The sequence below is a fragment of the Caulobacter sp. BK020 genome (genome assembly GCF_004342605.1).
In the GTDB taxonomy this organism is placed as follows: domain Bacteria; phylum Pseudomonadota; class Alphaproteobacteria; order Caulobacterales; family Caulobacteraceae; genus Caulobacter.
In genome coordinates this window covers 303,847-324,848 of record NZ_SLZL01000002.1, presented here as the reverse complement: position 1 = coordinate 324,848, position 21,002 = coordinate 303,847, and the positions used below count along the sequence as shown (strand labels likewise).

10 protein-coding genes are annotated in these 21,002 nt (G+C 69.3%); 1 reads left to right on the top strand and 9 read right to left on the bottom strand.

The window, feature by feature from the left end:
- Positions 1-120: 120 nt before the first annotated feature.
- Both EV278_RS03775 and EV278_RS03770 read right to left on the bottom strand, forming a co-directional pair.
- On the bottom strand, positions 121-1,077 hold the full coding sequence (locus tag EV278_RS03775; protein WP_132086797.1) for a FecR domain-containing protein: 957 nt from the start codon (positions 1,075-1,077) through the stop codon (positions 121-123).
- Entirely contained in the window at positions 1,055-1,630 is a 576-nt protein-coding gene (locus EV278_RS03770; RefSeq protein ID WP_132086795.1) for an RNA polymerase sigma factor, read from the bottom strand. Before EV278_RS03770 ends, EV278_RS03775 begins: the two co-directional genes overlap by 23 nt.
- A gap of 385 nt (positions 1,631-2,015) precedes the next feature.
- On the opposite strand from EV278_RS03770, the gene EV278_RS03765 reads away from it, so the two are divergent.
- Positions 2,016-4,949 (top strand): TonB-dependent receptor plug domain-containing protein, encoded by a 2,934-nt coding sequence (locus EV278_RS03765; protein ID WP_132086793.1) that lies wholly within the window; start codon positions 2,016-2,018, stop codon positions 4,947-4,949.
- A 143-nt stretch (positions 4,950-5,092) separates the two neighbouring features.
- Here EV278_RS03765 and EV278_RS03760 read toward each other — a convergent pair whose 3' ends face one another.
- From EV278_RS03760 to EV278_RS03730, 7 genes are read right to left on the bottom strand one after another with little or no spacing between them, the layout of a single operon-like run.
- Entirely contained in the window at positions 5,093-7,168 is a 2,076-nt protein-coding gene (locus EV278_RS03760; protein ID WP_132086791.1) for an alpha-L-fucosidase, read from the bottom strand.
- A gap of 14 nt (positions 7,169-7,182) precedes the next feature.
- Positions 7,183-9,612, bottom strand: coding sequence for a hypothetical protein (locus tag EV278_RS03755; RefSeq protein WP_243692068.1), 2,430 nt, complete (start codon positions 9,610-9,612; stop codon positions 7,183-7,185).
- Complete coding sequence (locus EV278_RS03750) at positions 9,609-11,936, bottom strand: GH92 family glycosyl hydrolase (RefSeq protein WP_243692067.1); 2,328 nt, start codon at positions 11,934-11,936, stop codon at positions 9,609-9,611. Before EV278_RS03750 ends, EV278_RS03755 begins: the two co-directional genes overlap by 4 nt.
- Complete coding sequence (locus EV278_RS03745) at positions 11,933-13,384, bottom strand: glycoside hydrolase family 125 protein (RefSeq protein WP_132086789.1); 1,452 nt, start codon at positions 13,382-13,384, stop codon at positions 11,933-11,935. Before EV278_RS03745 ends, EV278_RS03750 begins: the two co-directional genes overlap by 4 nt.
- Positions 13,381-16,008 carry a glycoside hydrolase family 3 protein gene (locus EV278_RS03740; RefSeq protein WP_243692066.1) on the bottom strand — a complete coding sequence of 876 codons (2,628 nt, stop codon included), beginning with the start codon at positions 16,006-16,008 and terminating at the stop codon, positions 13,381-13,383. The genes EV278_RS03745 and EV278_RS03740 overlap by 4 nt, the downstream gene beginning before the upstream one ends.
- A 12-nt stretch (positions 16,009-16,020) precedes the next feature.
- A complete protein-coding gene (locus tag EV278_RS03735; protein WP_132086787.1) occupies positions 16,021-18,660 on the bottom strand; it encodes a glycoside hydrolase family 2 protein in 2,640 nt (879 codons plus the stop codon).
- 26 nt (positions 18,661-18,686) lie between these two features.
- Positions 18,687-21,002 (bottom strand): family 20 glycosylhydrolase, encoded by a 2,316-nt coding sequence (locus tag EV278_RS03730; protein ID WP_132086785.1) that lies wholly within the window; start codon positions 21,000-21,002, stop codon positions 18,687-18,689.

The window sequence follows — 21,002 nt, the reverse complement described above, 5'->3', positions numbered from 1 at the left end:
CCGCCCCGATTACGATCAGGCAGGCCAAAAGGCGTCCCTGGCGTCCGCGCGAAGACCTCGACCTGGGCCGAGGCGATGGCCCGACGCCGTCTGCGAGGTCTTCGAGAGCGGGCGGCGAGGTTATGACGCGCGCCTCCGGCCCAGGATGATTTGGCTGTCGCGGACCTCGACCTCGATCCCCAGGCTGGCGCCGACCGCAGCGGCGAAGGCGTCTGGCCCGCCGGTATTGAAGGCCCCATAGAGGCGCTCGTCGGCGATCCCAGGATCGGCGATGACCAGCTTGCGCTCGTTGTAGCGGTTGAAGTCGGCGACCGCTTCGCCCAGGGTTTCGCCGGCCAGATCGATCTTGCCGTAACGCCACTCCAGCTTTCGATCGACCGCGTCAGGCGCGGCGACCGCCGGACGCACGACAGCGCTCGCATCGACGAAGGCCCCCTGCCCGGCTCTGAGGCGCGACGGCGCGCGGGTTGCGCCCTCGGCCCAGACCTCGACCACGCCCTCGGTGACCAGGACATCGGCGCCATTGGCGCGACGACGCACCGAGAAGGCCGTGCCCACGGCTCGCACGCGGACCGCGCCAGCCTCGACCACGAACGGCCGCTGGACGTCCTTGGCGACCTGGAACCAGGCCTCGCCGTCCTTCAGGCGAACGGTCCGTTGCGTCCGTTGGAAGGCCACTTCCACCGCCGAGGCGGTGTTGATGGCGACAGCCGAACCATCCTCAAGCGGCACGCGGCGAACCTCGCCGACGCCTGTGCTGAACTGATCCTCGCGCAGGATCAGGACACTGGCCCCGACCATCGCCGCGGCGATCGCACCGCCCGCACCGGCCAACAGGACGCGGCGCGACACCGGCCGAGCGGGCTTCGCGAAAGATCGCGACGCCGTTCCGCCCGCCCGGTCCAGCAGCGTCCACACCGACTCGGCTTTCAGGAAGGCGCCACGACGGCGCGCGTCGCCCGCGAGCCAGGTCTCGAGCTGGATCTCCAGTTCCGGGAGGCGGCCGTCGCGATCCAATCGCCAGACCCATCGGGCGGCTTCCGCCTCGATATCCTCAGCCGTTTCGCGATCGGTCATTCGTCTTTCTCACCCGGTCGCCACGCACCTCGGCGCCCTCTTCCTGCAGCGCGCGCATGATCAGGCGCATGCCCCTGACCGCCTCGTTCTCGACGGCGCTCTCGCTGATGCCCAGCCGTCGGGCGATTTCACGTTGCGGCACGCCCAGGACCTTTCGCAGCTCGAATACCCGCCGGCAGCGTTCCGGCAAAGCTTGGATCAGAGCCTGCACCCGGGACAGTTCACGACGCGCAGCCGTGGCCTGTTCGGGTGACGGCTCATCAGAACAGACGGACAGCGTGTCGATTTCCGTAGCCGTTTCGATACGAACCACCTTGGCGCGACGTAATTTGTCCGTGAGCAGATTGCGAACGACCTGGAAAAAGTAGCCGTCCGGGCTCTCGATCTGATCGACGTGCTGCAAGCCGACCAGCTTGGCGTAGGCCTCCTGCATCAAATCGTCGATCTCGTCGGCCGGCACCCGCGCGCGGCGCAACCAGGCCCGCACGCCAGCCTCATGCGGCATGACCTCGTTGGCCACCCATTTGACGATGTGTTCCCGATCGGACGTCACGGCGCACGCCGCCTCGAAGGGCCGGGCGGCGACCGTGCGGGCGCCGGGAACCTTGGCGCGATCTGATCGATCATTGGAATGGCGACTCTGAGCAAGCTGCGCCTACTAGGGGCGACCTGAGGCGGCGGCGAGTCAAGAACACAGTCGCCATCCCCTTTCCGGCCGCCTGCCCTTTGAGGAGGCAGCCGCCCATCGACATCGACGACGCCGGACCGGCCCGAAAGGCGACCAACCACGATTGTCGCGAAAATCACATAATTTCGTCAACCGACCCAAGGAACGGCGCCGGGCGTCCGTCTTGACCTCTAGGGGACGCCGGGAATTCACCCGCGCCTAGGGGATAATCTAGATGATTGGCAGATCTGACCGGTTCAAAGCGGGTCTCATGGCGTCCATCGCCGTGTCGACCCTGGCCTTCTCCCAGGCCGCACATGCCCAGCAGTCCGAGGTGAAGGCCGACAAGGACAATACCGTCGACGCGGTCATCGTGACCGGCACCCGCATCCGCCGCCCGAACGTCCAGTCGGCCGCGCCGATCGTGACCATGGACAAGCAGGAACTGCAGTTCCAGGGCGTGCTGAACATCGAGGACGCGCTCAACCGTCTGCCGCAGGTCCGCCCCGACAACAACCAGTTCGGCGCCGGCTTCGACAATGGCGGCCAGGCCAAGGTGAACCTGCGCCGACTGGGCAACCAGCGCACCCTGGTGCTCCTGGACGGCGAGCGCCTGCTGCCCGTCCAGGCGATCGACCTCAACATCGTGCCGGTGGCCCTGATCTCGCGCGTCGACGTCCTGTCGGGCGGCGCCTCCTCGACCTACGGCTCCGACGCCGTGGCCGGCGTCGTGAACTTCGTGCTGAACAAGAAGTTCGACGGCGTGCAGGTCAACGCCTCCTACAGCTTCTTCCAGCACACCAACGACGACACCGCCATGCGCGGGCTGATCTCGCAGTATCCGAATTTCCCGCTGCCCTCAAAGCACGTGACCGACGGCGGCCGCTGGGACATCAACTTCGCGGCCGGCAAGAACTTCGCGGATGACAAGGGCAACATCAGCATCTTCGCCGACTATCGCGACCAGAACCCGGTCAAGTGGAGCGCGCGCGACTATTCGTCGTGCCGCGTGGCGGGCAGCACCACCGCGCTGTCGTGCTCGGTCAACACCAGCTACACGCCGTGGGGCCGCCTCGACATCGCCAGCGGGCCGAACGCCGGCAACGGCTACTTCATCAACAAGGACGGCAGCCAGAGCTTCGTGTCGACGGCCAACGCCGCCGACTACGCCAGCAACACCCGCAAGGACTGGAACTTCATCCGCTCCGACAAGCGGTTCACCGGCGGCCTGTTCGCCAACTATCACTTCAACGACGCGCTCGAAGCCTACGCCAACCTGCTGGTGATGCGCGACGTGTCGGTCGAGCAGCAGTCCGGCGCCTACGGCCAGACCCTCGACATCAATTGCAACAACCCGTTCCTGTCCGCCAGCCAGGCCCAGAGCCTGTGCGGCGCCTCGGCCGGCACGGCCAGCACGGTCAGCGCCGACTACTACCTGTTGCAGCAGGGTCCCGGCAGCATTCCCGTCCAGAACCGCATCGTGAACGCCGACTACCGCTTCAGCGGCGGGCTGAAGGGCGACCTGTTCGACGGCTGGCACTACGACGTCAACTTCATCGCCTCGCGCGTCGAGAACACCCTGTCCGACCGCAACGAGATCAACCCCGACCGCTTCGCCCGCGCCGTGAACGTCGTCAGCGTCGGCGGCGCGCCGACCTGTCAGTCGGTGGTCGACAAGACCGACACCAACTGCGTCGCCGCCAACATCTTCCAGGCCAACAAGATCGACCCCAAGGTCTATCCTTACGTCTACGACAACTACCGCTGGACCAATGTCGTCGAACAACGGGACGTGACGGCCAACATCACTGGCGATCTGGGCCAGTACGGGATCAAGAGCCCGTGGGCCAAGGAAGGCGTCGCCGTCGCCCTGGGCGCCGAGTACCGCCGTGAAAGCCTGAAGGTCAACGCCGACCAGGCCACCGTCGACTATGAGGGCTGGTTCAGCACCACGGGCGGCCACTACGGCGTCAAGGAACTGTACGGCGAAGCCCAGCTGCCGATCGCCAACGACCTGCCCTTCGTCAAGAGCCTGGTGTTCAACACCGGCATCCGGGCGTCCAAGTACGACAACCAGAAAAAGGAACTCTACACCTCCAAGGTCGAGGGCCTGTATCGTCCGGTCAGCGACCTGCTGGTGCGGTTCAGCTACAACTCCGCCGCCCGCGCGCCCAACATTTCCGAACTCTATTCGCCGCGGAACTTCAGCTACAACGGCGTCGATCCCTGCTCGGCGACCTCGCTCAGCCAGCCGGGCGCGGCGACGGCGGCCCAGTGCGCCAACACCGGCGTGACGGCCGCGCAGTACGCCAACAAGTCCATCGCCGATTGCGGGCCGAACGGCTGTCGCCGCTACGCCGGCGGCGGCAACATCAATCTCCTGCCCGAAAAGGCGATCACCCAGACCCTGGGCCTGGTCTACACGCCGTCGTTCGTGCCCGGCCTGATGTTCTCGATCGACCACGTCGACATCAAGATCAAGGACTTCATCGGCTATATCGACGCCAATGTCGCCCTGTCGAACTGCCTGACCACCGGCCTCCAGTACTACTGCCGCTTCGTCAAGCGCGACCCGACCACCGGCCGCCTGGACGGCACGTCGACGACCACCGGCTTCATCTCCGGCGGCACCGAGAACACCAACATCCTCAACTACAAGGCCACCGACATCCAGGCCGATTACAACTTCGACATCGGCAAGTACGGCCGCATGGACCTGAACATGGTCGGCACGCTGCTGGACAGCAGCATGGGCCAGGACTCGCCGACCACGCCAGCTCAGGACTGCGCGGGCTATTACGGCCAGCCCAGCTGCTACGCCCCGGCCCCCAAGTGGGCGCATAACGCGCGCGCCACCTGGAGCACGCCGTGGCGCAACAGCAATATCTCGCTGGCTTGGCGCTATATCGGCGACACCAAGCTTTCGGCCAACAGCACCGACAACGCCCTCAACGGCGGCGCCGGTCCTCAAGGCTACAAGATCCTGACCAAGATGAAGGCCTACAGCTATTTCGACCTGGCGGCGTCGGTGATGGTGGTCAAGGACATGACGGCGCGGATCTCGATCAACAACCTGTTCGACAAGTCGCCGCCGGTCGTCCCCGCGACCTTCGTCGACGGCACCACCAACAACCCCAACACCTATACGGGTCTCTATGATCCGCTGGGCCGGGCGGTGAACGTCAGCCTGCAATACAACTTCTGATGTGAGCGAGCAGCGCCGTCCCGGGACGGCGCGGCTCGTGCTTCGCCTCGAACCTCGAGACCCTGGCGTCAGCAAGCGTCTCTGCAAGCCATTTCTTCACGCGAGCCGGAACCGGTTCGCGTGAAGAAACACGTCAGGCAGGTTTACGCGCCGTCCAAGGTAATGACTCCCAGCTCGGCGAACGCGACCTGCGCCTCGCCCGCCGCCGCCCGCGTCACTTCCAGTTTCAGATACCGCCCCTCCCGACGGGCGAAGGTCACGCGCTGAGGCGCCAGGCTGGCGGCGATGTTGGGGAACTCGCCCTCGCCCGCCGCGGTCCAGGCGACGCCATCGGCGCTGGTCGCGACCCGATAGCCCGCCGGCGCCCCGGCGCCCTGGGGACGATCCCAGGCTGGCTGCAACGTAAAACCGGCAAGCGACCGGGCTCGGCCCAGGTCCAGCACCACGACCGCCGGGACCGGCGCTCGCCAGACGGTGCCGCGCTCGTCGTCGATCAGCGCTTCGGCGCCGGGGGCGCTGGCCTCAGCGATGCGCCAGTCGGATTTCCGCACGTCGAAGGCCCGCCTCGCCGGCGCGCTGGTCACGCCGCTGGCCGGCTCGATGGCGACGGCTCTGACCTGCCCGCCCTCGGACAGAGGGAACGGTGCGGTAAAGCGCAGGGCCTCGCGGGTCGGCGAGGAGCCGTCCACCGTATAGCGCAGCTCCAGTCCCGGCGCGTCGCCGATGATCGACACCAGGCCCTCACGGTCGCGCTGGATGGCCGGCGGATCGACCAGCACCGGCTGCCGGAACAGGCTGATCTCGCTGATCGCCGGGCCGGCCGGAGCGTCCAGCACCCGCAGGCGCAGCTTGCGCGTCGTGACGGGGGCGGCCAGCCGCACCAGCCGCTGCGCCCCGATCCCTTGATGGCGGGCGATCTCGCGCCAGTCACCGTCCCAGACGTCCAGGGCGAACTCGGTCACCCGCAGGCCCAGCGGCAGATGCTCGCGCAGGCGCACGACGTCGAAGGTCCGCGCCTGCGGCAAGGTCAGGGTCAGTTCCGGCGGCGTCGCGTCGTCGTCGCATGCCCAGTAGGTGTCGCGCACGCCGTCCAGCACGTTGGCGGCGGCGTGACCGGCGCGGGCGTTGCTGGCCCGGGCCCTGCTCCCGTCGGCGAGATTGCGGGCGAACAGTTCGCGCCGGGCCTTGCCCCAGGCGGTCAGGGCGGCGACGTCCTCGTCCGGGATGCGGCCCCGGCGGTCCGGCGGCAGGTTGAGCAGCAGGTTCGCCCCCCGTCCGACGGACTCGAAATAGATCTTCTGCAGCCGTCCGGCGGACTTCACCTCGGCGTCCTCGTAGGCGTGCCAGAACCAGCCCGGGCGGATCGACACGTCCACCTCGGCCGGCCACCAGACCGAACCGCCGCGCACGCCGCTCATGCCCTTGGCCTCGGTATAGGGCCCGTCATCCATGGTCGCCCAGCAGGGGTCGCCGGCGAACCCCCTCTCGTTGCCGACCCAGCGCAGGTCGGCGCCCTTGGGATCGAAGGTCACGGCCATGGGCTGGAGCTCGTGGACGAAGGTGATGATCGACGGCCAGTTGTAGTAGTTGGGCCCGATCTTCCGCACCTCGCGGGCCCCGCCGTAATAGCCGTCGCCGCCGTTCGCGCCGTCGAACCAGACCTCGAACAGCGTGCCGTACTGGGTCAGCAGCTCGCGCAGCTGGTTGCGATAGTAGGTGACGTATTCCGGCCGGCCGTAGTCGGCGTGGTTGCGATCCCACGGCGACAGGTAGAGGCCGAACTTTAGCCCCCCGCGCGCGCAGGCTTCGGACATCTCGCGGACGATGTCGCCCTTGCCGCCCTTGTAGGGGCTGTTCTTGATGCTGTGCTCGGTGAAGCGGCTAGGCCACAGGCAGAAGCCGTCATGGTGCTTGGCCGTCAGGATCAGGGCCTTCAGTCCGCCGGCCTTGGCGGCGGCGACGATCTGGTCGGCGCTGAAATCGGTCGGGTTGAACAGGGCCGGCGACTCATCGCCATAGCCCCATTCGCGATCGGTGAAGGTGTTGATCGAGAAGTGGACGAAGCCGTAGGTCTCCAGGCCATGCCAGGCCAGTTGCCGGGCCGACGGCGTCGCGCCGTAGGGGGCCAAGCCGGCCGCGAAGACTACTCCGGGCAAGGCCGAGGCGGCGGCGCCGGCCAGCATCAGGCGACGGCGGGACAGGTGAAGTTCGGGGCGCATTGACAAGGCTCCGGTCAGTGAGACGGGGAAGAGGAAACGGGATCGGGGATCAGCCAAACCTCGGCCACCTGGTGGCCGCGGCCGCCGCCGCCGACGCCGGGTGGGCGGGTCCAGTCCAGACGCAGCGCGCCCGACCGCGTCGCCTCGGGCGGAATGGCCAGCTCAATCGTCATCGGGTTGGTGGCGCGGGACAGCGGCGGATGAAGCTCGACGCCATTGGCGGTCAGGCGCATGGGCAGCTGGTAGTCCTCGCCGGCGTAGGTGGCGCGCAGCCGCCAGGTCCGCTTCGGATCGAGGTCGCGATAGACCAGGGTGATCGGACGGTCGTAGAGCGTTTCGGCATAGGTCGTCCAAGCGCCGCGCCAGCCGTCGTCGGGGATCTTGTCGGCGATCCCGTCGATGGCGCTGTCCAGCAGTTGGGGATCGCGGCCGAAGCCCGCGCCGCGCACCAGGTGCGGTTCACGATCGGGATCGCCCAGGTCGTCGTACAAGGCTCCTTGCCTGGTCATTGGCGCGTCGGCGATCTCGGCCAGGCGAGCCCGACGCTGGGCTTCGTCCGGGAGCGCCCGGATGTCGGCGAACTGGCGCGTCAGCCAGACCCGGTCGTTCAGCGAGGCGTCAACCCGGTCCAGATTGGCGCCGCGCTCGATCGCCGAGGCGCCGTAGCGCTGGACGCTGAGCTGCAGGCCGGCATGGACGTAGAGCCGTCCCGCGAGGTCGAACAGCCGGCCGCGCAGCGCCAGGGCCTCCGCCGTGTCCGGTTCGGCCAGGGCGTGTTCGGCCTGGGCCATGGCGGCGTCCGCCCCAATCGTAGGGGCCTGGGCGAGCACCGTCATCGCCGCGGCTTGCCGCGCCGCCTCGGCCCGCGATCGCGCCCGGACCCAGGCGTCGTAGACCGCCCGATAGAGCGCGGACTCGAACCGCCAGTTGGCGCGCTGGATCGGCGAAGCGCTGCGCTCCAGGCCGTCGAACAGGGCCAGGGTGGCGTCGATGCCGGCATTGTCGGCCGCCTTGCCCGACCAGTTGCGTTCCAGGGCCATCACCCCATCGGCGAACCGGTTGCTGGACTGATCGCCAAGGCGCACGCCCAGAAACACCCGGGCGTAGTCCTCCAACACCTCACGTGGGGCGACTTGCGGCGACCAGCCCAGCTGGAACCACAGCGCCATGTTGACGTCGTCGTTGACCCCTTCCGAATAGGTCACCGCTCCGGTGTTCAGCGCCGCGAAGTGGCGGAAGATCGTGGCCTGCCCCAGCGGACGCGGATTGATCGGCTCGCGCCCCTCGGTGATCGCGAAGGCGGGGTCCCACTCCGGAACCGGAAACTGGGCGTGCATCGTGTGGCCGATGTCGGGATAGACCTGGATCGGATAGCGCGCCGGGATCCGTCGACGCTGCACGGCCACGGGATCGCGGGTCTGCGGCCCGAAGAACACGCCGGTCAGCCAGTCGGGCTCGCGCTCCAGCTGGGCGTAGAAGGCCTGGCTTTCCGTCTGGTCGAAACCTTGCGCCGACAGCCAGACCCTGGCCCCCGGATGGATGCGCGCCAGGATCCGCGCCTCCTGCTCGACCAGCGGAAACAGCCTATCCGGCGGGGTGTGGCCGGGGTCGCCGCCCGGCACGTACAGCGCGTCGACCTTCGGCAGCCGGCGGACCAAGGCCTCGAAGGCCTTCAGCTCCGCCGCCACGGCGGTCGGGTCGCCATAGTCCTTGGCCAACTCTGGATAGTACAGCGCGAAATCCAAGCCGTAGCGGTCGGCCAGGGTCGACAGGCCGACGATCGTCTCCAGCGGCGGGGCCGGGAACAGCGGGCTGGCCGCCGCGTCGTCCGACACCGGCGCGATGACCTGGATCGTGTTGCCGCCGAAGATCGCGATGTCGCGCACCCGGCGCTCGAACATCGCCAGCGTCCAGGCGTCGTAGCTGTTGTTCTTGAAGCGATAGCCGATCTGCACGCCGCGCACGGCCTGGGCTGGGGCGGTGTCGATGGCCAGGGCGTCGGGCGCGGCCACCCTGCCCGGCTCCATCTCCAGCTTGCGCAGCAGCCAGCCGACGCCGAACAGACGGCCGCGTGGCGTTTCCGCCGCGACGACCACCGCCCTCCGCGATCCGGCGCGCAAGCTTCGCACCGAGAACCCCTCCGGCGTCCGGGCCGCGCTCCCGGCGGGGCGGGCTCGCCACGCTGCTCGCAGGGCCGGCGGCAGCAGCCCCTCGATCGCAGCGGGTCGCGCCACCACGACCAGGGGCGCATTCAGCTTCGAACTCGCGCCCCATGCCCCCCCCATGCGCGCGGCGATTTCCTCGGCGAGGAACCGCGCGGCCGGCGCCGACTCCGCCCCGGTCTCGACCAGCCGCGCCTGCGTCAGGTCCTCGGCCCGCGCCGCCGCGGCCACGCCGGCGGCCAGGACGGCCAATCCCAGCGCGAGGCGGCGGCGCGGCTTCACGCGAACTTCGGCGCCGAGGGCGGACGCGACGACCGGGCCGCGCCGAACGCCGGGTTCGGTCGCTCGCCCATCTGGAACACCAGCCGCCCGCCCTTGGCCAGCTCGTCATGGCCGATCCAGCAGCGATCGTGCGCCGCGCCGTTCCAGGTCGCCGACTGGATGTAGAAGCGGTCCGGCGCGACGCCGTGGGCTTCGATCACCAGCTTGCGCCCCTCGCCCACCGCGATCTCAGCGCGGGGGAACAATGGCGAGCCGAACACATAGGCACCCATGACCGGGTCGACCGGATAAAGGCCCAGGGCGCTCATCACGTACCAGGCGCTCATCTGGCCGCAGTCCTCGTTGCCCGACAGGCCGTCCGGCTTGGCCTGGTACTGGCTCTTGAGCAGCATCCGGACCTGGGCCTGGGTCTTATGGTGCGCGCCGCAATAGGCGTAGAGATAGGCCACGTGGTGGCACGGCTCGTTGCCGTGGGCGTACTGGCCGACCAGGCCGGCGATGTCGGGCGGCGAGCCCGGCGGCATTTCCGAACTGGCGGTGAACAGCGCGTCGAGCTTGGCCTCCAGCCCCTTCTCGCCGCCGAACAGGTCCATGTAGGCGTAGAGGTCGTGCTGGGTCAGGAACGTCGCCTGCCAGGCGTTGGCCTCGGTGAAGTCGCGCCACTTCTCCATGTGGCCGATGGCGCGTGGCTCGAACGGCGTCACCCAGGATCCGTCGGCGTTGCGCGGCCGCATGAACTGGGTCGAGGCGTCGAACTGGTTGCGGTAGTTCCGCGAGCGCTCCAGCAGGGCCTTGGCGTCGTCATGGGCGCCGGCCGCGGCGGCGAGGTGCGCCATGGCCCAGTCGTCATAGGCGTATTCCAGCGTGCGGCTGGCGCCTTCCATGACCTCGTCGACCGGGATGAAGCCCAGGCGCTTGTACCAGTCCAGGCCCAGCACATCGTCGTCGAAGGCCCGCTTGCGGAACGCCTTCCAGGTGCGGACCGGATCCAGGCCGCCCAGCTCCTTGCCCTGCGCCTCGGCCAGGACAACCGCGGCGTGCCAGCCGTTCATGGTGCCGGTCTCGATGCCCTGCAGCGGCCAGACGGACGGTCCCTTGGGGCTCTCCTCGGCCATCGGCACGAGACCGGCGATCACGTCGGCCGCGCGGGCCGGCTGGACCAGGGTCAGCAGCGGATGCAGGGTCCGATAAGTGTCCCACAGCGAATAGGTGCTGTAGTTGCGGCGACCGGCGGGAACCTTGTGGTCCTTCTGGTCCATGCCCCGGTAGCGGCCGTCGACGTCGCTGAACAGGGTCGGCGCCAGCAGACTGTGATAGAGGCCGGTGTAGAAGATCTTTGCGTCGGTCTCGGGCGCGCCGTCGATGCGGATCGAGGACAGCGCTTTCTCCCAGGTCGCCCGGGCCGAGCGCCGCACGCCATCGAAATCCCAGCCGGGAACCTCGGCCTGCAGATTGGACAGCGCCCCCTCGATATCGACGCCCGACAGGCCGACCTTGACCAGCAACGGCGCCTCGCCGGCGTCCGGGTAGTGCAAGGCGCATTTGAGGTTCTCGCCCTTGGCCTCGCGGGTGTCGGCGCCCAGCGGCTGGTCGGCGGCATAGAGCTGGGCGCTCTTGAACGGACGCGACAGCTTCAAGGCGAAATAGATCCATCGCCCGGGCGCCCACTGGAACACCTGGCGCGCGCCCACCAGGGTGTCGTCGCCAACCAGGCGCAGGCTGGCGTTCTTGACCCGGGTCTCCGGCGACTTCTCCCACCAGTCCTTCTGGCCGTGCTGCAGGTCGATCAGCAGATGGCCCGGCTCCCCCTTGGGAAAGGTGTAGCGGTGCAGGCCGACGCGCTCGGTGACGGTCAGCTCGGCGTCGATGCGCGTGTCGGTGAGGCGGACCCTGTAGTAGCCCGGAGAGGCGCGCTCGGTGGCGCGGTCGTAGCGCGACCGATAGCCGTCGTCGGGCTTGCCGGGTTCGCCTGGGGTCAGCAGCACCGGTCCGGTGGCGGGGACCACCAACACGTCCAGCAGGTCGGCGCAGCCGGTGCCGCTGAGGTGGGTGTGCGAGAAACCCATGATCGAGCCGTCCTGCTGGTGGTAGCCCGAGCAGGAATCCCAGCCGTTGTTGCTGGTGTCCGGGCTCAGCTGGACCATGCCGAACGGCAGGGTCGCGCCCGGATAGGTGTGACCGTGGCCGCCGGTGCCGATGAACGGGTCGACGAAGTCGCACAGCGGCTTGCGCGGCGCCGAACAGGCCGGGGCGGCGGCGGCCAGCCCGGCAAGGCCCGCGCCGGCCATCAGGGCGCGGCGATCGATCGTGGGAACTTGGGTCATGCGGTCGGATCCAGGGAACGGGCGAGCAAGGCGGGACGGCGATCGGCGATCTCGACGATCAGCTCGCCGAACAGGGTGTTGGCCCAGGCGAACCAGTCACGGGTGAAGTTGGACGGGTCGTCCTTGTGGAAGGCCTCGTGCATGAAGCCCTTGCCGGCGTGGGTGGCCTTCAGGGTCCGCAGAGAGGTTAAGACCGTGGCGTCGTCGCCGTCGGCCAGGGCGTTCAGCGCCCGCATGATGATCGACATCGGCCAGATCAGGTCGAGGCCCGCATGGGGACCGCCGATCCCCTCGGCCGCCGTTCCCTTGAAGAAGTACGGATTGCGCTCGCTCCAGGCCAGGCGGGCGGTGCGGCGGAACACCGGATCGTCGTGCGGCACGCAGCCCAGATAGGCGAGGCTCAGCAGGCCCGGCGCGTTGGCGTCGTCCATGAAGGCGGCATTGCCGAACCCGTCGACTTCGAACGCCCAGACCGGCTGGCCGTCGGCGTCACGGGTCAGGCCGTGGGCCTGCAACGCCGCCGTCACCTCGTCGGCGAAGGCCGTGCAATCGGCGGCGAAGGCGGCGTCGTTCAGCACCTCGGTGGCCAGCTCGGCCAGCTGCCGCAGGCTCGCGGCGGCGAACAGGTTGGACGGGATCAGGAACGGATAGACGCAGGCGTCGTCCGACGGCCGGAACATCGAGTGGATCAGCCCGACCTTGCGGGTCGGCGCCCCCTTGCCTTCCAGCATCAGAGTTTCCGTCGCCAGGGTGCTGGGCCGCTGGAAGCTGTAGGGACCGGGACCGGTCTTGCGCTGCTGCTCGCGGAAGGTGCGCACCACCACGGCCATGGCTTGACGCCATTCGGCGTCGAACGGCGCCGGATCGCGGGTCGCCCGCCAATAGCCGTGGGCCAGGCGGATCGGGTAGCAGAGGCTGTCGACCTCCCACTTCCGCTCGGCGACGCCCGGCCGCATCTCGGTGACATCCTGCTGCGACCACTTGAGATTCGTGCGCGCCTCGGGGTCGTGCATGTAGGCGTTGGCGTAGGGGTCGATCAGGATGCAGCGGGCCTGCCTGCCGATCACGCCGCGGAACAGGGTCCGCAGTTCGGGGGCCTTGGCGGCCAGCGGCAGATAGGGCCAGACCTGGGCCGAGGAATCCCGCAGCCACATGCAGTCGATGTCGCCGGTGATCACGAAGGCGTCGGGCTTGCCGCCCGCCTCGCCGAGGAAGACGGTGGTGTCCAGCGTGTTGGGAAAGCAGTTCTCGAACAGCCAGGCCAGCTCGGGGTCAGCGACCTTGGCCTTCACGCGCTTGATCAGGGCCTCGACCGCTGGACTGACGAAGCGTCGAGCCTCGGGCGGCGGGCGGTTCGAGACGAACGGCGCAGCCATCACCGGTGTTGCGGCCAGGGCGGCGGCCGCACCGGCCAGCAGCGCCTGGCGACGGGAGAGTCCAGGGTTCATCGCGGAAGCTCCTGCTGACCTTCAATCGTGAAGCGCACCTCGTGACCCGGAGCCTGACCCGGCTGCCCCCCGCCGACGAACAGGGTGTACTGGCCCGGAACCACCGCCCGCGCGCCGTTGCGGGCGACCTGTGAAAGATCGCGGGGCGACAGCGTGAAGCGGACCTTGCGCCGCTCGCCAGGCTTCAGGGTGACCCGGTCGAAGCCGACCAGGGTGCGCAGCAGCAGCCGATCGGCCTGCCGTCCCCGATAGTCCGCGGGCTTGGGCGGGATCAGATAGGCCTGGGCCACCTCGTCGCCGGCCCGGGCGCCGACATTGGTCACCTCGGCCTCGACGATCAGTTCGTCGCCCGCCTTCAAGGTCGACGTCGAGAGGGTCGGCGCGCCGTAGTCGAAGCGCGTGTAGCTGAGGCCGTAACCGAACGGATAGGTCGGCTCGCCCTCGAAATAGCGATAGGTCCGCCCCTTCATCGCGTACTCGACCAGCGGCGGCAGGTCGCGCGCCGACTTGTAGAAGGTCACCGGCAGGCGGCCGGACGGATTGTTCAGGCCCGCCAGGGTCTCGGCCAGGGCGACGCCGCCCGACTGGCCCGGATACCACGCCGCCAGAATGGCGTCGGCGTGGGTCTTGGCCCAGTCCAGCTCGACCGCCCCGCCCGAGGTCAGGACGACGATCAGCGGCTTGCCGGTGGCGGCCAGCGTCTCCAGCAGGCGCCGTTGCGGCGCGGGCAGCGCGATATCGGTGCGGTCGCCGCCGTCGAAGCCCGGCACCGTGACCTGCAACGCCTCGCCCTCGACGTCGGGCGATAGCCCGACCACGGCCACGACCACGTCGGCCTGGCCGGCGGCCTTGACGGCCTCGGCTAGTTGCGGCGCGGCCGGGGCGCGCCATTGCAGGCGCACGCCCTGGTCCTCGCCGGTATGCGACAGCTCCAGGCGGATGCGGCGCGGACGGGTGTCGGCGAAAGTCAACGCGGCCTCGACCGCCTTGCCGGATCCGTCGTCGTCGACCACCAACCTGTCGTCGATCCACAGTCGGACAGGATCGTGGCCCTTGCAGTCGAAGCAGCGGGCGACGCCGACGACCAGGGTGTACTGGCCCGGTCCCGGCGGGACCAGGGCGCCGGTCCAGCGCACGCCATAGCGGGCCGGATCCAGGCCCGGCGCCGGCGCGGCGCGGTCCCAGTCGAAATTGACGACCCGGTCGGTGCGGGTCACGCGCGGCGCGCCGCTCAGGGCCGGATCGTCGAAATAGGCGCCGGTCAGGCCTTGGACCGCGTCGGCGCCGACGCCGGTGCGCAGCGCGGTCTCCGGCACGGCGACGGGCACGCCCTCGGCCACGGTCGAGCCCTGGGCGTAGCGGATATTGGCCTTGCCCCACTGGGCCCGCAGGCCCTGCAGCGGCGTCACGGGGTCGACCGCCGTGCCGTGATAGTTGGCCTCCAGCACCTCCAGGGCGTCGGCGTCGGGCCCGATCACGGCGATCCTGGCTGTCGGCGCCAGCGGCAGGCGGTTCTTGTCGTTCTTCAGCAGGACGATCGACTTGCGCGCCGCCTCCAGCGCCAGGGCTCGATGGGCCGGCGAATTCACCGCATCAGCGCCCAGCTTGGCGTAGGGATTGGTCGGATCGGGCGCGAACAGCGCGCCGAGCGCCGCGCGGGCCTCGAACAGCCGGACCACGGCGCGGTCGAGCACGGCCTCGTCGAGGTCGCCCCGGCGCACAGCCGCCGGCAGCTGAGCGTAGGCGTTGCCGCAGTTCAGGTCGTCGCCGGCCGCCAGGGCCGCCGCCGATGAGGCGGCGTTGTCGAGGCGGAAATAGTGGAACTGGGTCATGTCGTCGACCGCGTCGCAGTCGGAGACGACGAAGCCCTTGAACCCCCAATCCCGGCGCAGGGTCTCGTCCAGCAGCAGCGGCGAGGCGCAGGCCGGGAAGCCGTGGATGGCGTTGTAGGCGCACATCACCGATCGCGCCCCGCCCTCGACCACCGCCTGGCGGAAGGCCGGCAGATAGGTGGCTTCCAGGTCCTGGGGCGAGACATCGACGTCGAAGCCGTGGCGGCCGGCCTCGGGGCCCGAATGGACCGCAAAGTGCTTGGGCGTGGCGATGGCGCGGGGGTGCTGGGGGTCGGGTCCCTGGATGCCGCGCACGAAGGCCGTGGCCAGGGTTCCCGTCAGGTGCGGGTCCTCGCCATAGGTTTCCTGCCCCCGTCCCCAGCGCGGGTCGCGATAGATGTTGATGTTGGGCGACCAGATGGTCAGGCCCTCGTAGCGGCCCGGATCGCGGTCGCCGACGGCGTTGAACTTGGCCCGAGCTTCGGTCGACACCGCCTCCCCGACCCGGCCCATCAGGTCCTCATCCCAGGTCGCGGCAAGACCGATGGCCTGGGGGAACACCGTGGCCGGACCGTTGCGAGCCAGGCCGTGCAGGCCCTCATTCCACCATTCGTAACCGCGGATTCCCAGCCGCGGGATCGGCGGCGCGGCGCTTTGCAGCTGGGCGGCCTTCTCCTCAAGGGACAAACGCCCGACCAGGGCCGCCGGCGTCTCGACGGTCTTCGTCTCGGCGGCCTGGACCGTGGTGGCGAACAGCAGCAGCGACGCCGCCAGGGCTTGGGATCGGACCATGATCGTCAGCTCCTAGGGCGTCACGGGCTTGGTGGCGCCGTAGAGGCTGCGCAGGGTCAGCGCCCGTTTCAGCTGGCTCAGCGAGGCCTTTGAACTCACCTTGATCGTGACCGCCTCGCCGGGCGGCAGGTCGAAGGCGTTGTCCGACAGGGTGGCGTCGAGGTCGCCGAAGCCGAGCCAGACCGCCCGGCCCAGCTTGGCGGCCTTGACGGTCACCGCATAGCCGTCCGGGGTCTTCGACCAGCTGGCCTGGAGGTGCGGATCAGGCAAGGCCATGGCCCTGGCTGGAACCTGGGTGACCACCGCGCGCGAGATCGTCGTCCCGGCCTCGATCAGCTCCACGACCGCGAAGGTGCGGGCCGGGTCTGCGTCTTTGAACAGCGTCGCGTCCGGCAGGTTGGCCACCTGGGTGGCCGCCAGCGGCTTGAGTTCGGCGTCGGAGGTCGTGTCCGACAGGACTTTGCCGTCGACATCCATCACCCGCACCCGCCACCGGACCGGCGCGGCGGCCGTGCGGTCGGACAGCAGGGTGATCGTCGTGGCGCCCTGGTCGTGCACGGCCGCCAGGGCGACCGGGGCGTAGAAGCGGCGGGCGTGATACTGCAGCGCCTTCCAGCGGCCGTAATAGTCGACGCTGGACCACGAGGCGCCCGGCCAGACGTCGTTGAGCTGCCAGTACAGCGAACCCATGGTCTGGGGGCGGGAGGATCGGTGGTGCAGCGCCGCCAGCTCGATGCCCTCGGCCTGCATCACCTGGCTTAGATAGACGAAGTCCTCGAAGGTTCTCGGCTCGCCGTAGTTGCGGCGGATGTAGAACAGGATCCGCTCGTTGCCCTCGCCCTTGGCGTACTTCTGATGGGCGCGCATGACGGTGGAATTGACCGACATGTCCTGCGGCTTGGCGATGGTCTTCAGCGTCCGCATCTCGGGCTGCGACTGCAGGCCGTACTCCGACATGAAGCGCGGGCTGACGCGCAGGTACTCCTCGACCGGCTTCGAGCCGCCCCAGACGTCCCAGTAGTGGCGGTCGCCGTCGGTCAGCTGGTCGGCGGCGCCGTCGTAGTCGGTGGTGGGAGAGCCAGCCCAATAGGGCGTGTCGGGGTCGTTCTCGGCGACCGCGCCGCGCAGCACCTGGCCGAACAGAGTGGTCATGCCGACGACGATCTTCTCGCGCTCCTCGGGCGGGATCGAGGTCTTGAACTTGACCCGGTCGCCCCAGTTTTCCCAGCCGGTCTGTACCTCGTTGTTGCCGCTCCACAGCACGATGCTGGGATGGTCGCCCAGGCGCTTGACCTGCTCGACCGCCTCGACGCGGGTGTTCTCGCGGAACGCCACATCGTAGGGCGGGATGGCGCCCCCGAACATGAAGTCCTGCCAGATCATCAGGCCCAGTTCATCGGCCATCGCGTAGAAGGCGTCGCTCTGATAGTGGCCGCCGCCCCACATGCGCAGCATGTTCATGTTGGCGTCGCGGGCCGAGGTCAGGATTTCCCGCATCTTTTCGTCGCTGACCCGCGGCGAGAAGCTGTCGAACGGGATCAGGTTGGCGCCCTTGGCGAACACCGGCACGCCGTTGATCACGAAGCCCATGCTCCTGCCCCAGGCGTCGGCCTCGCGCCGCAGCTCGACCGTGCGCAGGCCCGAACGGCGCTCGGCCTTGGCCACGACCGCGCCGTCCAGGGCGACGGACGCGCTGAAGCGGTAGAGATCCTGGCGACCATAGCCCGCCGGCCACCACAGCTTGGGCGCGGCGATCGGCACGGGCACGGAGACGCGGTTGAGGCCAGCCGCCAGGGTGACGGTCTGGCGCACGACCGGCAGCGCCGAGCCGTCGGGAGCCGTTGGCGCCACGGCCAGTTCGACGGTGCGCGTCCCGTCGGACTCGATCTCAAACTCGGCCGACAGACGGGCGTGGTCGGCCGTCACCTGGTCCTGGCGGATGCGGAAACCGTCGATGCGGGCCTCATCCCAGGCCTCCAGCCGCACCTCGCGCCAGATGCCCTCGGTGACGTAGCGCGGCCCCCAGTCCCAACCGTAGTGGTAGGGCGATTTGCGAACGTAGGTAGACGTGTGCTTGGCCGGCGGCTCGTCGCCGAACGCGGAGTCGTAGGCTCCCGGCAGCACATAGGGCTGCTTGAGCAGGTCCGGCTGCAGCTTCTTGATCGGCGACTTGAAGGCGATGGTGATCAGGTTGGCGCCGGGCTTCAGCACCGCCTTGACCGGCACGCGCCAGCGGCGGTGCTGGTTGTCGGCCGACAGCAGCTTGACGCCGTTGACGAACACCTCGGCGAAGGTGTCCAGGCCGTCGAAGACCAGATCGACGTGATCGCGAGCCAGCAAGGCCGGGTCTACGTCCAGCGTGCGCTGGTACTGCCAATCGGCCAGACCGATCCACTGCAGCTGCGCTTCGTTCGTCCCTACGAAGGGGTCGGGGATCCGGCCTGCGGCCAGCAGGTCGGTCTGCACCGTGCCCGGTACGGTCGCCGGACGCCATTGCGCCGCCTCGGCGGCGTGGGTCTTGGCGGCGGCGTCGTCGGGATCGAGCCGGAAGCTCCAGCCCTGGTCGAGGCTGCGGGTTTCGACCGGCCCGGCCAGGGCGGTGGATCCCATGGCCGCCAGGGCGAAGGCGGAAAGCAGCGCGGATCGAAGCATGGTCTGGTCTCGCCTTGAGGACTTGATCAGTGGGAAGAGCGGGGCGTCAGGGTCAGGGCCTCGACCGCGTAGAACGGGCCGGACAGGGGCGCGGTGAACAACAGGCAAAGGTCGGAATCGCCCGTGCCCGACGGCAGGGCCCCCTGGAACTTCAGCCGGTTGTCGGCGATGGCCGGATCGGGCAACGGGAAGGTCGCGACCACCGGCCCCTCGCAGCCGCCCGCACGGACGACCAGCTCGCCGAACCGCGTGGCGTTGTAGTGCCAGCGGACCTTGTCGGTGTCGCCGGCCAGGCCGTAGTGGCGCGGCACGCGCGCGACCTTGACGTCGAACCCGCCAGCCAGGTCCAGCGGCGCGGCGGGGTACATCGCGCAGGTGTCGAACAGGTTGACGTTGAAGGCCGGCGCGTCGGCCTGGGCTTCCGAGGTCAGCGGCACGCGAAGGCCCAGCGCCCCCTTCGGACAGGCCGTCAGCTCGGTGTTGCTCCGGGTCAGCAGCGCCATCCGGCCGGTGTCGAAGGCGCGGGGCTCGGCAGTTGGGCGGCCGTCGGCGGTAAAGGCGGCCGCTCGGACCGTGGTCCCCACCGGAACCTTGAGCGGCTTCCCATACAATGGCGAGCGCGCCGTCGGGGTCTTGCCGTCCAGCGTGTAGCGGATCTGGCCGAAGCCGGACTGGGTCGACAGGGCCAAGCTCGCCTGTCCCGATCGCAGCGTCGCGCCGCGACCGCCGTCCAGGGCGAAGTTGACGGCGAAGGCGCCGTCCGCGGCGTTGATCCCCTGGCGGGCGTAGCGCAAGCGCTGGATGTCGAGGCGATCCAGGAAGCCCGTCCAGTCGCGCCGGTCCTTCGGCGACCAGGTGATTTCGGAGACGGCGTCCAGGCGCGGGAAGATGGCGTGGCGCACCTGCGACGGCGTCACCAGGTACTCGGTCCAGGCGTTGGCCTGGGCGCCCAGCACGTGGCCAGCCTTGTCGGGCGCGATGCCCTTGGGCATGGGTTCGTAGGCGTAGACGTCCTTCAGGGTCACGATCGACAGACGGCCGGGCGGCTCGTCGGCGCGGTTGCTCTGCAGGCTGTCCAGGTACAGCGTCGGCGCCGGCGACAGCACCACGTCGTGACCCGCATTGGCGGCGTCGATGGCCCCCTGCTCGCCCCGCCACGACATCACCGAGGCCGAGGCCGGCAGGCCGCCCTCCAGGATCTCGTCCCAGCCGATCAGCCGCCGGCCGTGCGACGCCAGATACTGGCCCAGGTGCTCGATGAACCAGCTCTGCATCTCGTGCTCGTTCTTCAGGCCTAGTTCGCGCATGCGGGCCTGGACGGCGGGCGAGCTTTGCCACTGGTCCTTGATCGCCTCGTCGCCGCCCACGTGGATGTAGGTCGAGGGGAATAGGTCCATCAGTTCGTCCAGCACGCCCTCGATGAAGGTCAGGCTGGGCTGATCGACGTCGAACAGGTACGGATTGACGCCCCAGTCCACCGCGACCGGCGGCCGGTCGCCAAAGACGCCGATCTCCGGATAGGCGGCGACGGCGGCCTGGGCGTGGCCCGGCAGGTCGATCTCCGGCACGATGGTCACCGACCGCTCGCGCGCATAGGCCACCAGCTCGCGGATCTGGTCCTGGGTGTAGAAGCCGCCATAGGGCTGGGTCGACGGCGCCTCGCCCGCCGTCGGCGGGGTGCGCCAGGCGCCGATCTGCGTCAGCTTGGGATAGCGCTTGATCTCGACCCGCCAGCCCTGGTCGTCGGACAGGTGCAGGTGCAGCACGTTCATCTTGTGCGCGGCCATGGCGTCGATCAGCGGTTTTAGCGACTCGGCCGGCTGGAAGTGGCGGGCGACGTCGACCATGATCCCGCGCCAGGCGAAGCGCGGCTGGTCGCGGACGGTCAGGGCCGGGATCTTGACCAGCCGGCCGAACGCCGCGTCGGGGCTGAGCAGCTGGGCCAGGGTCATGGCGCCGTACAGCAGGCCCGCGTCGTCCTTGGCGGCGATGCGCGCGCCCTTTGGCGTCACGGTCAGCGTGTAACCCTCCGCCGCGCTCACCGACGGATCGCGAACCAGCACGATGGAGCCCGCCCTGCCCTCTTGCGCGACAAGGTCCAGGCCGCGCGTCTGCCTGACCTGGCCGGCCAGCAGCCGAGCGGCTGACAGGGCGGCGGCGTCGCCGGCCGGAACCGAAACCACGGCGCCCGAGCGGACGACTAGCGCGCCGCGACCGGGGGTCAGCTCGGCTGGAGCCGGAATGATCGGCGGCGCCTTGGTCGCGGCCAGGGCGGTACCCGCAGCCAGGGTCAGGGAAAAAGCCGCCAGGCTGGCGGTCGCGAAACGGTGAGCGGGTCGCAT

What these genes read in the sequence shown, in the direction of transcription:
- EV278_RS03775 (WP_132086797.1), bottom strand. Translation starts at nt 1,077, where the DNA reads ATGACCGATCGCGAAACGGCTGAGGATATCGAGGCGGAAGCCGCCCGA.
- EV278_RS03765 (WP_132086793.1), top strand. Translation starts at nt 2,016, where the DNA reads ATGGCGTCCATCGCCGTGTCGACCCTGGCCTTCTCCCAGGCCGCACAT.
- EV278_RS03760 (WP_132086791.1), bottom strand. Translation starts at nt 7,168, where the DNA reads ATGCGCCCCGAACTTCACCTGTCCCGCCGTCGCCTGATGCTGGCCGGC.
- EV278_RS03750 (WP_243692067.1), bottom strand. Translation starts at nt 11,936, where the DNA reads ATGACCCAAGTTCCCACGATCGATCGCCGCGCCCTGATGGCCGGCGCG.
- EV278_RS03745 (WP_132086789.1), bottom strand. Translation starts at nt 13,384, where the DNA reads ATGAACCCTGGACTCTCCCGTCGCCAGGCGCTGCTGGCCGGTGCGGCC.
- EV278_RS03740 (WP_243692066.1), bottom strand. Translation starts at nt 16,008, where the DNA reads ATGGTCCGATCCCAAGCCCTGGCGGCGTCGCTGCTGCTGTTCGCCACC.
- EV278_RS03735 (WP_132086787.1), bottom strand. Translation starts at nt 18,660, where the DNA reads ATGCTTCGATCCGCGCTGCTTTCCGCCTTCGCCCTGGCGGCCATGGGA.
- EV278_RS03730 (WP_132086785.1), bottom strand. Translation starts at nt 21,002, where the DNA reads ATGCGACCCGCTCACCGTTTCGCGACCGCCAGCCTGGCGGCTTTTTCC.